10 protein-coding genes and 4 pseudogenes are annotated in these 11620 nt (G+C 67.5%); 7 read left to right on the top strand and 7 right to left on the bottom strand.

The annotated features are described in order from the left end of the window. Positions 1-78 precede the first annotated feature (78 nt). A complete protein-coding gene (locus tag ACWDAK_RS38980) occupies positions 79-288 on the bottom strand; it encodes a DDE-type integrase/transposase/recombinase (RefSeq protein ID WP_427396117.1) in 210 nt (69 codons plus the stop codon). 19 nt (positions 289-307) lie between these two features. After that, positions 308-418 (bottom strand): annotated as a pseudogene (locus ACWDAK_RS38985) (IS5/IS1182 family transposase); the annotation flags it as partial. On the opposite strand from ACWDAK_RS38985, the pseudogene ACWDAK_RS38990 reads away from it, so the two are divergent. Then, a pseudogene (locus ACWDAK_RS38990) lies at positions 399-611 on the top strand (transposase); the annotation flags it as partial. The pseudogenes ACWDAK_RS38985 and ACWDAK_RS38990 overlap by 20 nt on opposite strands. Before the next feature lie 94 nt (positions 612-705). Here ACWDAK_RS38990 and ACWDAK_RS38995 read toward each other — a convergent pair. Continuing rightward, on the bottom strand, positions 706-1686 hold the full coding sequence (locus ACWDAK_RS38995) for a transposase (protein WP_427396118.1): 981 nt from the start codon (positions 1684-1686) through the stop codon (positions 706-708). Between the two features lie 215 nt (positions 1687-1901). On the opposite strand from ACWDAK_RS38995, the gene ACWDAK_RS39000 reads away from it, so the two are divergent. Beyond that, positions 1902-2210, top strand: coding sequence for a hypothetical protein (locus ACWDAK_RS39000; protein ID WP_427396119.1), 309 nt, complete (start codon positions 1902-1904; stop codon positions 2208-2210). Between the two features lie 455 nt (positions 2211-2665). Here the strand turns inward: ACWDAK_RS39000 and ACWDAK_RS39005 are convergent, their stop codons facing one another. After that, the gene (locus ACWDAK_RS39005; protein ID WP_427396120.1) at positions 2666-3694 is read right to left on the bottom strand and encodes a hypothetical protein; all 1029 of its coding nucleotides are present in this window, start codon (positions 3692-3694) and stop codon (positions 2666-2668) included. Between the two features lie 69 nt (positions 3695-3763). Next, positions 3764-4279 (bottom strand): hypothetical protein, encoded by a 516-nt coding sequence (locus tag ACWDAK_RS39010; protein WP_344641576.1) that lies wholly within the window; start codon positions 4277-4279, stop codon positions 3764-3766. A 577-nt stretch (positions 4280-4856) separates the two neighbouring features. Here ACWDAK_RS39010 and ACWDAK_RS39015 point away from each other — a divergent pair. Next, a pseudogene (locus ACWDAK_RS39015) lies at positions 4857-5543 on the top strand (DUF6192 family protein); the annotation flags it as partial. Between the two features lie 68 nt (positions 5544-5611). Next, positions 5612-6184 (top strand): SMI1/KNR4 family protein, encoded by a 573-nt coding sequence (locus ACWDAK_RS39020; protein WP_427396121.1) that lies wholly within the window; start codon positions 5612-5614, stop codon positions 6182-6184. A 51-nt stretch (positions 6185-6235) separates the two neighbouring features. On the opposite strand, the gene ACWDAK_RS39025 is transcribed toward ACWDAK_RS39020, so the two are convergent. Together ACWDAK_RS39025 and ACWDAK_RS39030 are read right to left on the bottom strand one after the other, a co-directional pair. Continuing rightward, complete coding sequence (locus ACWDAK_RS39025; RefSeq protein WP_427396122.1) at positions 6236-8674, bottom strand: tyrosine-type recombinase/integrase; 2439 nt, start codon at positions 8672-8674, stop codon at positions 6236-6238. Further along, entirely contained in the window at positions 8671-9762 is a 1092-nt protein-coding gene (locus tag ACWDAK_RS39030) for a tyrosine-type recombinase/integrase (RefSeq protein ID WP_427396123.1), read from the bottom strand. Before ACWDAK_RS39030 ends, ACWDAK_RS39025 begins: the two co-directional genes overlap by 4 nt. A gap of 250 nt (positions 9763-10012) precedes the next feature. On the opposite strand from ACWDAK_RS39030, the pseudogene ACWDAK_RS39035 reads away from it, so the two are divergent. The 3 genes and pseudogenes from ACWDAK_RS39035 to ACWDAK_RS39045 form a co-directional block, all read left to right on the top strand. Further along, positions 10013-10348, top strand: a pseudogene (locus tag ACWDAK_RS39035) (DUF6192 family protein); the annotation flags it as partial. Positions 10349-10350: 2 nt separating this feature from the next. Further along, a complete protein-coding gene (locus tag ACWDAK_RS39040) occupies positions 10351-10779 on the top strand; it encodes a RacP protein (protein ID WP_344641611.1) in 429 nt (142 codons plus the stop codon). A 65-nt stretch (positions 10780-10844) separates the two neighbouring features. Beyond that, a partial coding sequence (locus ACWDAK_RS39045; protein ID WP_427396124.1) for an IS5 family transposase occupies positions 10845-11620 on the top strand: 776 nt, incomplete at its 3' end.

An 11620-nucleotide genomic window follows, 5' to 3' on the forward strand; every position in this document is an offset into this window, starting at 1 on the left:
GGCGGGCGACCCGCCTTCAGTGCCGCACGAGCCCTTCCCTGAGCCACAACAACCTCCTCGATCGAGGTGTTGCGACGATCAGTTGAATCCGCCTTCGCTGCCGCGATCCGAGTGGAAGATCACGCCGTCCACGTCGCCGCCCCTGGTGGCCGAGGCCATCTTGAGCGAGGCGCCGACCAGTTCGGCGTCGTGGTGGGCGCCCATCGCGTAGCCGAGCAGACGGCGGGAGAACAGGTCGATGACCGTGGCCAGGTAGAGCTTGCCCTCGCCCGTGTCGATCTCGGTCATGTCCCCGCCCCAGAGCACGTTCGGCGCGGCGGCCTCGGATCGTGGCGGCCGAGCAGGTCGAGTCCGCTATCGCCTCGTAGGAGCAGCCGAACCGCAGGACTTGGAGCAGCTTGTCGAAGACGATCCGGTTCCAGGAGCCCTATGCCAGCGCGAAGCGCGTGTTCTGGATCGTCGACAACGGCTCCTCCCACCGAGGCAAGAAGGCCGCCGACCGGCTCACCGCCGCGTTCCCGAACGCGGTGATGGTGCATACCCCCATCCATGCCTCATGGTTGAACCAGGTGGAGATCTACTTCTCCGTCGTCCAGCGCAAGGTCGTCTCACCCAACGACTTCACCGACCTCTTCCAGGTCGGGGACCGGCTCCGAGCCTTCGAAGACCGCTACAACGCCACAGCACAGCCGTTCCAGTGGAAGTTCACCACCTCCGACCTGGACGATCTGCTGGCCAGGCTCGACCGGCACACCGCCGATCACCAGGAAGATCCTCACTCCGCCTCGTCGCATGATCAACCCCCGAAGGACTTCCGGAGCCGACCACTAAGTGGACCAATGTGCCCTCGACGAGGGGCAGTTCGCCCTCGTGGTCGGCCCAGGGGCCGCGCCGGTCCGGCTTGGGGTGCAGTCGGCCCCAGCAGCGGGCGAGGACCTCGCCGAAGCGGTCGTGGATGCCGGCGGACTCCTGGACAGGGGCGGGGTGGGTGGCCGGGTCGGCGAGGCGGAACTCCGCTCCGTGGCGGGGCGGGCGCCCGGGCCGGTGCCCGCGGCGCTTCCCGGCTGGTCCATGCATCACCCGGTCCGCGCGGATGCGTCCCAGTAGCCGGACCGGCGCGTCGCGCAGCAGCCAGGTCAGTCGCACGAGGTCGTAGCCGGAGTCCATGACGAACAGGATCGGCGGGTCACCCGCTTGCCATTGCCCGGCCTGTTCGAGACGGGCGAGAAACTCGCGGATCTGGGCCGCGGTGACCTCGGTGGGGTCGTCCTGGGGGCCCAGTCGCACTGCGTCCAGCGGGCCGGTCCACGAAGAGCGCCCACCGCCGAGGGCGGCGGCGACCTGGTAGGGCCAGGCGGGGATGGTCTGGCGCGCGCCGTCGCAGCGGCATGGGCGGTGGCAGTGCAACCGCTGCGGCGAGCACTCGGCGTCCGGGCGCGGCCAGGGCGTGACGTCCAGCGCGATGGACAGCTGCCGGTCCGTCCTGCGCGGCAGATCAAGGCCGGCCAGCGCCACGCGGAGGCGGGACACGGCGATGCGCCCCTGGGCGAGCACGTCGTACATCGCCCCGTGCCCGCGCCGGCGCACCGGCTCCAGTGACAGCTCCGGCAGCGAGATGACCGGCCCGTCGGCGCACAGGACCGCGTCCATCAGCTCGAACAGGGCATCCGCCGCAGGGGCAGGCACTCGTAGAACTCGCGGCGAAACCGGGACAACCCGGCCAGAGCCCCGACGCGCGCGGCGTCATCTTGCAGACTGTCCATCACGGCCTTTGGGTGGATCCGTTGTCGACTTCAGCGAGAAGACACGATCACGCAAAGGCCGCCCGGCTGTCAGGCGAACGACAAACCCCACCAAGACATGATCTTGGTGGGGTTAATAGTCAAGCTAAGCTCAACCCTATGACCGCGTTCGACGACCTCACTCGCCTCATTCCTCCGCCGTCGCAACCGCTGTGGGCGCACGGAGACTGGGACGAGGTGGAGGCAGCACTCGGCGTCGGACTCCCGTCCGACTTCAAGCAGTTGGTCGGGGCCTACGGGGCCTACCACTTCGCCGAGTTCTTGACGCCCCTTACGCCCTTTGGCGGGCGAGACCTGCTGGTCGGGCCGGCGAAGCGGCTGTTGGGCCAGGAACGCAACTTCCGGGAGAGTAACCCCGAAGCTTGCCAGTACCCCTTCTACCCAGAGCCTGGCGGACTCCTGCCGTAGGCAGGAACCGACAATGGGACCGCGTGTGCTGGCTCACTGACGGGAAGCCGGACGAGTGGACCGTCGTCTGCTGGAATCCGAGGGGCTGATACTACGACGCGCATCCTGCGGGTGCGGTCGAGTTCCTGGTCGGCTGGCTCTCGGGGCACATCAACACCAGCGTCTTTCCAAAAGCCGCTGAGTTTGCCGAGGAGGACTGATCTACTGCCCATTGGGCATGGTCTCCGGTCTTGCCGCCCGCACCAACTTCAGCCACCCAGCCGCACGGATACTCACGACGGCGTCGCGTTGGTCGGCGAAGGCCACTAAGAGTCGGACGAGCTGGCCAATCAAGCTTCGGCGTAACAGCGATTCCCGCAGATTGCTCACAACTCGATACGCGCCCTAGAGCACTCCCTGAGTGGCCTCGGAACGAGATCTCAAACGCGGTCTGAGTGGCCGCACTCGTGCACGTGTCATGCCGGGGGCTTCTGCAGCCAGTCTGCTTCGGTGGTCCAGAACATTTGGCGCGCACCGAGGTAGTCGTGGGCGAAGTCCGTGAACCGTTCGCGGGTGTACGGCTTACCGGTCTTGGGGTCCTTGGCGTTGATGTCGGGCTCCTGGACGGCCATCGCGACGAGGGGGAGGGCATCCTTGTATTCGTGGAGGAACTTGTAGGAGTTCTCCATCTGGTACTTCCGGTCCGGCAGGGTGTCCGGTCCTCCGATGCCGATCTTCTTGTCCCTGGCGAGGTCGAACATCTCCTTCATGCGCTTGTGGTCGTCGTCATCCGGCAGGAAGTTGATGTACTGGATGAACTGCGTCTTGGTGAAGACCTTCTTGCCGTAGCGCATGTTGTCGATCTCAGCATCGATGTAGGACTTCGAGGTGTACTTAGTCTGATCTTTCTTGGTGTCCACCTCGACCGCGGTCTCCGGAAGGTTCACCCCGGCGAGCTCGCCGTCGAACTTCTCCGCCATCGCCTTCAGCATGGCCTGGAAGTCTGCTCGCACCTCTTTGTTCCACTGCGCGGCCATGGCCCCATGGGTGGTGGGGTTGTCAGGGTTCTCATCGACCGTCGGCGCGACCCCGCCCTCGTCCTTCACATATTGGGGAACATTGGCGTCCTTCACGGCTACATCGAAGAACCGATCCTGAACCTGGACGAACAGTTTCTTGTGGCGTCCCTGGAGATACTTCAGGGCATTGTCCAGCCGCGACCACTTGTACTCCCCCTTCTTCCCCTCAAGGGCCTTCCAGGGCACCACCACCTGTACGCCGCCGATGTCCGTACGGTCAATCATGGCCTTGACCTTCGGGTCCTCGCCGGACGTGGCATCCTCGAATGCGCCGAGCGACATGTACAGATTGTCCGTCACCTTGCCATGGGACACCGAGGCGGCGGCCTTGTCGGGGGCGGGAGCCGCGGCGGCCACCCCGACGGTGGCCGTCAAGGTCACGGCCGTGAGGACAACAGATCCGACCGCACCACGTTGCATCATCATGAACGAGACGCTAGGGAAACGTTCTAAGTGAAAGATAAGAGCGTCCGTCGTCACTCCCAGTGTCGGCACTCACCGCCACCGAATCTGACTGCCTGTCAGGCGTTCACCCCGAACAACAGGTCCGGCAGGTCGATCTTCGGGAGCATCCTCTCGACCCGCCGGCTCTGCGTCCACTCGCTTTGCGGGCATGGCACTTTGGAAATGGTCCGAGTTGTAGTTGTTGCCCCACTTCAGCAACCCTCCCTCGGCCGGGAACAACGGGTACGGGCACTCGTCGTAGTCCCCGTCCCGGTAGACCTCGGCCAGCCAGGCGCAGTGTCCGTAGGGCTCCGTCGTGTTGTACAGGAACCCCTCGAAACCGGGCGGCTGCCCGACCTGGGGACTGGGCGCTGCCGATGGTGTGTAGATGTGCGGCTCGTCGCTGATACTGACCATGCCGTACCGGTCGGCGAACGCCCGGTAGTCCGCGGGCAGCTGGAAACCGAGCACCTCGGGCCCGAGCTCCCACGGAACCGGGACCACTCCGCCCGCAGGCGGCGGCCCGATGACCGCGCCGAGCCGGTCCAGCATCTCCTCGATGTCCACGTCCACTCCCGTCAGCCGCTCGTTCCCGCCGGAGGCTATCCGCTTAGTGCCTGTTTCTGAACCGGGTTTCTGAGTAGCCTTGAGCCCTACCCTGGCGTGGTGTCCAGGGGCACCGGGCAGGCCGGAGATCGGAAGTGCAGAGGCTGCGGTGAACGGCTGAGGCCGGCAGCACGGCCTCATGCCGTGTACTGCTCTTCGGCGTGTCGGGCCAGGCAGTGGCGTGTGGACCGCCGATTGCGGATGCGGGTGGCGGCTGTACGGAGCGGTGAGGGTGAAGCCGAGTGCCCCGAGTGTGGGGCCCGGTGGGTGGTCGGCGTTGACCGGCGCTCGAACGCCCGGTACTGCTCGCGGCGGTGCGTTGTGAGGGCCTGGCGGCGCCGCAAAGAAACGCTCGACGAACGGTCACAGTGACCGTATTGCGAACGGATTATGTGCTCATAAGCTTTCAACTCCGTTCATCTGCAGGTTGATTGTTGTGATCAGTGGATTTTCTGGCTGACTCTGCTGGGCGGAAGCGGGCCCTGTCCCGTCACGGCCGAAGGGCCGTGCCCCGGCCCGCGGTGGGTGGTGAAGTGCCATGCCCGAGGAGATCGAAAAGGCCGACAAGGTCGGCAGCGTCAGCCAGAGCCGCTACGAGCAGATCGTGGCCCAGCTGCGCGAGGTGGTGGCGGCCCAGTCCAGGGGCCAGTTCACGATCGGCGACGGCGCGTTGGAGATCGAGCCGATGCGCGAGGTCGGCGGCAGCCAGTCCGCGCTGCCGGGACAGGACCTGTTCACGGTCAGGCAGTCGCTGGCCCGCCTGGCGGAGGACATCGGCCTGACCTACAAGACGGTCGAAACGCTCAGATGGGTGGCCTCGAAGTGGCCGCAGGCCCGGCGGCAGGCCGGGGTGTCCTGGACAGTCCACCGGATCCTGGCCGGCATAGCCGACGAGCAGGAACGGTTCGCCGCGATCCTCACCCCGCCCCCGGGCAAGAAGCGGTGGACGCCGGACGAGGCGAACCGGCGGGTCGGCCGGCAGGTGGAGAACCCGATCACGCCGCAGGAGAAGATCAGCGCGATCCACACCCTGGCCCGGGACGAGGAGGTCGCCGCGATCGTCACCTCCGACTTCCTGCGGCGCCCGGCGGTAGTCGCCCAGGTCAAGTCGGAAGACAAGGTCCGGGTGGTCGAAGAGCTGACCCGCGACGAGACCGTAGCCGCCGAGGTGACCACCGGCTTGCTGCGGCGTCCGGACGTCGCGTTTAAGGCGATGGCCGATAATTATCCGGACTACGCCCCGAAGCAGGGGGCCGTGACGTCGGCGATGTTCTGCTTTGGCACTCTGGGCGCATGGACGACTTTGCTGGCACCCAGACCCCGGTGCGCCGCCTGACTGATCCCACAGAGGCGATCGCGGCGTTGGAACTCGCGGTACCGGGACTGGCCTCGCTGCGGCTGCCAGCTCCAGCAGTCATCAACTGGCCTGCGCTGGAGGCCGGGTTGGGCGTCAATCTGCCAGCTGACTACAAACTCCTCTGCGAGATCTACCCGCCTTTTGTCATCGGCGACTTCCTGGGCGTTGGCGCTCCAACACCTGGCTGTGAGGATGCATGGGTACAGGGAACGCGAGAAGAGCTGGAGACCATCGCGGACTGGTGTAAGGAGGCCGACCTCACAGTCCCGCTCCACCCGTACCCTGCTCCAGGCGGCCTGCTGCCCTGGGCCGGGTCAACTCAAGGGGACTTCTTCCTGTGGACCACCAGCCCTGCGGACCCGCGAGAGTGGACGGTCACCGTCGCGTCGCGGAGTTCCGTCTGGTGGCACTACACCGGTGGGGCGGTTCAGTTCCTGGCCGAGCTGGTCGGTGGCGTACTGGAGCCGTGGGCGTTGCCCCGGCTGTGTGCTGAGGTGGCTGCCTTCTGAGGCATCAGCCCGGCTCGACTCGGCGGCTGATCAGCGGAATCACTCCGGCAGTCAGCCTGGCGCTCGCCGTGGCGTGGTGATCACCGGCATGCCGAGGTCGGTGATGCCGCCCTCACTTCGGCCGTGTGCCCTTTCCAAGCTGCGGTCGAGGGCGGTGAGCTTCTCCCTGGCCTTGGTGAGACTGACCCGCAGCCCTTGGACTTCGCCGAGCCAGCCGTTCATTCGTGCCTCCTCGATGCGCTCGCCGAGGTTACGGATGATTTCCACCAACCGGGGCCGCTGCCGGGGCGAAACCCGGAGCATGGGGCAGCGCAGGCAAGAGTGTTCATGCTGGCAGGGGGTTCCGTAGGGGCGGGCGCAGTCGCCCAGTTCGAGCTTGCGGGTCTGGAAGTGTTGCTGGAACTCGCGCCATTCGTCGTCGGTGGGTTCGCGGTACTCTTCGGCGGGCCGGACGGCCCGGCGCTGGTCGAGGAAGGCCCGGTAGGAGCGGATCAGCTCGTCCTGGAACACGGCGACGTAGGCTTCCGTGGTGGTCAGCGAGGCGTGTCCGAGTAGACGCGCTGCGATATGGACCGGCAGTCCGCCGGCGACGGCTTCGGTCGCGAAGATCCTTCGGAAATCGTGGGGTGTGTAGCGCAGGGGCTGGCCGGTCGGGTCGGTCAGCGCGGCCCGGGACAGGGTGTCGTTGAGCAGTTGGTAGACCATGTTGGTGGTGATGACGTCGCGTTTCCAGCCGACGCGGCGTTGGAAGAGGTGCGGCAGCGTCGGGCCGGTGACCAGCTCGTGCGGGTCGTAGCGTGCGACGAGGGGCACGATGCCGTCGTTGTCGCGACGGAGCCGACTGATGACGGTGGCGAGGACACTGGCCAGGTCGGGACTGACGAGCAGGAGCCGCTCCTCGTTGCTCTTGGAGGGGACGATCTGCAGTAGCGGGACGATCTCGCCGGTGTCGGAGAGCTGGTAGGACACCAGGGCCAGGTGGGTGAGTTCCAGGAGTTCTTCGAGGCGGATCCCGGTGTGCCGCAGGGTCTCGATGACCGCCCAGGCCCAGAACGCCTCGTCCTCGCCGCGGGTGAGGTCCAGTTGCTCACCGGTGGCGAGGTCCTCGGCGAGCACGATGGTGGGCCGGTAGTGGAAGCGCTTCCTGCTCCGGTCCTGCTTCCTGTCGATGCGCCGGTAGTGCCGACCGTCGTGGGTGAAGGTCTCGCCGACCGGGGTGGCGTCGGCCGTTGACAGAAGCTGCTGTTGGTCGGCGTGGTGCTGCTCGGTGGCGTCGACGAGTTCGGGCAGGCGGGGCAGGCGTTCGCGGACCCGTTGGTGCATCTTGGCGCGGGCCTTCTTCTTCACCTTGGTGAAGCCACCGGTGTCGCAGCGGCGGACCGGACTGGGGGCCGCCCATGCCGCCCAGTTCGGGTCCTCAAGGGCCCATTCGGTGATGTCGAGGTAGAAGGCGCGGACTGAGGCCAGAACGCTGGCCCAGTTCTCGCGGGGCACAGGGGCCTTGCCTTCGCGGGTGATCACCTTCACCCGCTGTTTCCACGCTTCGGCGACCTCCGGGGCCAGGTGAAGGTTGGAGATCCCAGGATGGTGCTTCTCGATGTCGGCCCAGAAGGCGCCCACCAGCTGGCTGGCCAGGCCGGACAGGGAGCTGTAGTCCAGGCTGGGGCGGCGTTCGTCGAGGTAGCGCACGAAAAGGTCCCGGACGGGCCCTGGTTGGACGCCGTACCGGTCGACGAGTTCCGCGGTCGACAGCGGGCCGCGCGCCAGCGTCCGGCGCAGGGACAGCCCCTCCGCCAGAACACCAACGTCACGCAGCAGGTCCCAGGCAGAATGGAGCCCGGCGGGGGCCTTGGCGAAGGTCCGCCTGTGCCACTCGTGGTAGGCGATCAGATCATCGGCCGTGAGCCGGGCAAGATCGCGCCCGGTGCGGAAGGAGACCTTCACGAGGCTGTTCTCGGCCGTGCTCAGCTGGCTGGGGATCACTCCACGGGCCATCCCTGCCTGCCGGACCTGGTGGAACAGCTCGGCGCCGAACTCCTGCTTGGCGTGGCGGTAGAGCCCCGAGGAGCGGTAGCACTGCAGGAACTCGTAGCTCGGCCGCACCACTCTGGCCAGCAGGACGCACCCCAGGCCCTCCGTCGTGGTCTCGCGCCGCGTCGCCTCGATCCGCCCGTAGCCAGCCGTGACCTGGTCGATCCACTCGACGCTGCGGTCGGCGCCCGAGAGGATCCAGCGCTCCTGCCATCCGTCGCCCGGGAAGGTCAGAAGCCAGTCCAAGATCCGGGTGGTCCCGCGCGAGCGGTCCGCGCGTTTGCTTCGGTTGCGCCGGCCAGTCGGTGGCGGGAAGGTCGCCAGCGACGGCAGCAGCTCCAGCACGCCCGTGACGGAGAGGCCGTCGAACGGGCCGCTCTCCGGGGCGGGCGCCCGCCGGGATTGGAGAGGAAGGCCCGCCGGAACGGGCCCTGCAGGCGTGGTGATGGTCGCGGTCATTGCGGAAGGCCTCCGAACAGCACGGCCAGGTCGGCAGCGTGGTAGCCGGCGGCGACCGGGGTCACGGGCTGCCGAGCACGTTCCTCCCGTTGGGCCAGGTGCTCGGCGACGCGGCGGATCACCACGGCTTCGTCCTCCAGGAGGTACACGTCCGCGGTGGTGCTCAGGTGGGCATGGCCCAGGATCGTCTGCACATCGAGCAGGGTCAGGTTCCTGTCCCGGCTCATCCGCAGAGCGGCGGTGTGCCGAAGGTCGTGCATCGTGTAGTTCGTACCAAGTACCGCGTTGATCCGGCGGAACACCGCTCGCAGGGCCTCGTAGTTCATCGGTTGGGGCTGCAATCCGTGGCCCCGGTCACGACGGCGGAGCGTCCACCAGACCGGGTCGTTCGGCTCCAGAGGGCCGAGTTCGGCCAGGTAGAGGCGAAGCCAGACGAACGCGTCGGGGCTGGCAGGCAGCCACTGAAGGTCGTCGCTGCCCTTGCGGCTGACCCGCACCAGTTGGTCGCCCCAGTCCAGATCGACGCCCCGGATGCCGAGGAGTTCGCTGGCCCGGGCCGCGTTGCTGACGTCCAGTGAGAGGAGCGCCCGGTCGCGGTTGGAGCGCAGGGCGCCGAAGCTCTCGTTCCACCGCTCGTCAGGAATCTCGCGCGGCTTGCTCTTGGGGACCTTGGGGTTGTAGCGAATCCGGCCTTCCGGCCTGAACGGTTCGAGTGGGTTGTGGTGGGCGTTCGGTCGGCGGCCCCTGCGGTCCAGCGGCACGGGATTGACCAGGGGCCCGTGCCCGGTCTCGATCCAGAACTCGTAGAAGCTGCGGATGACCGCGTTGCTGTGCCGGATCGTCCGGGGCTGGTACTGGTCGTCCAGGTTGCGCTTGCGGGTGATCGGGTTGACGGTGCCCGCAGTGGCCGCCGACTTCGTGCGCGGCGAGTTGCGCGGCTTGGCTGTCTGCCGCAGCCACAGCACCAGGTCCCGGACCTCCGCCGACGTGGCCCTGTCCCACTCGACCCCGACGACGAGCAGCCACCGCCACCACCGCAGGAGTGCGTATGCGTAGCTGCGGACCGAGCCGGGCCGGTTCCGGGCCACGAAGTCATGCAAGTACCGTCGGACAGGGACCACCGGCGCCCCGTCAGGGGCCACCACCAGCCACGGAACGACACCCTCTGCCGGGATCACCCTGCCCCACCGCGGCAGGCGAATGGAAGCGAGATCCCGCTCCACCTCCTCCAACGACCTCACCAGTTCTTCCCTCTCATCACGATGTGAGGTCTATCGGTCAGCCAGCGCGTGCCCCGCTCTGTACTGCCGCGTGTCGCCTGCTAATCCGGTCAACAGGGACGTGGCCCGCCACCAGGTCAACCACGCCCAGGTCGAGCGGGGCCGGCAGGCCCGCGAGCACTTCGAGCAGACCAGCCCCATCGCCCCCGCAGTCCGGCAGATCGACCGGTCAGCGGAGTTCCTGGACCTCGTCACCGCCTGCCACGCGTTCGTCGCTGCCGCCGGCCGGGTCGTCCCGGGCCTGCGGGACCGCCAGCTCAGCGCGGACGAGCAGGCCATCATCCACGAACGGATCGCCGCCTGCCGGGCCACCCTCGACTGGATCGAGACCGCGGTGGACACCGGCAAGGTCGACGTCGACGGCGAGCTGGCCCGACTCCTCCAAGGCGAGTAGCCGTGCCCCGCGCCTCCCAGCGCCGGTCGCCCGCCGCCGAACGGCATGCCGACACCGTCCGGTTCGTCCTCTTCGAGGCCCGCCCGGCCGGTCTGACCTTCGACCAGCTGGTCAGATCCAGCGAGCTGAGCGCGAGCCAGGTCCGCGCCGGACTGGCCTGCCTGCGCGACATCATCGCCGAGCGCGGCTACCCGCCCATGATCTGGACCAGGGCGGACGGCTACAAGTTCTGCTCGGACCCCGTCGAGCTCGAACCCTACGAGCTGGCGGTGATCCGGGAGAAGCTCACCGAGATCCGACGGTTCATCACCGCAGTCGTCGCCCCGCACGCCGTCCTTCAGCCCAAGGGCCGGTGGATCAAGCACCTCAACACCCAGCTGGCTTCGGTCGAGTCCACGCTCGATGTGATCGCCGAGAACGTCAATGCCTGACCGGCCCGGGTGCCCGACCGCCTCGCGGCCCGGCACCCGGGCCCCTGCCTTGCCGGGAGGGTTCCGTGACCCGTCGCCGCTGCTATCCCTCGGACACCACGAACGCCGAGTGGGCACTGATCGAACCGCTGCTGCCACCGCCGGCCTGTGAGAGCCCGACCGGCGGGCGGCCGGAGAAGCACCCGCGCCGCGAGATCGTCGACGCGATCCGGTACGTCGTGGACACGGGCTGCAAGTGGCGGGCCCTGCCAAAGGACTTCCCGCCATGGCTCACGGTTTACGGGCACATGGCCCGCTGGGCCGCGGCCGGAGTCGTCGGGCAGCTCCGCGACCAGCTCCGCAAGCGGATCCGCCGCGAGATGGGCCGATCCCCTGGCGCGGTCGCCACCGTCATCGACTCCCAATCCGTTAAGGCCGCCGAAACCGTCGGCAAGGACTCCCACGGCTACGACGCCGCGAAAAAGATCAACGGCCGCAAACGGCACCTGGTCGTGGACACCGAAGGCCTGCCGCTGTTCGTCATGGTCACCCCGGCCGACATGACCGACCGCGACGCCGCCAAGGAAGTACTGTTCCGCCTGCGGCTGATGCACCCAGAGATCACCATCGTCTGGGCCGACTCCGCCTACGCGGGCCAGCTCGTGACCTGGGCAAAGAAATACCTGAACCTGACCGTGAAGACCGTGAGCCGACCCAAGAATGCGGTCGGGTTCGTTGTCCTGCCTCGTCGCTGGGTGGTCGAGCGAAGTCTGGCCTGGATCATGCACGCCCGCCGACACGCCAGAGACTACGAACGGCTCATCCAACACGCGGAGTCGCTGATCACTTGGGCGGCAATCAC

The organism is Kitasatospora sp. NPDC001175 (genome assembly GCF_053598215.1).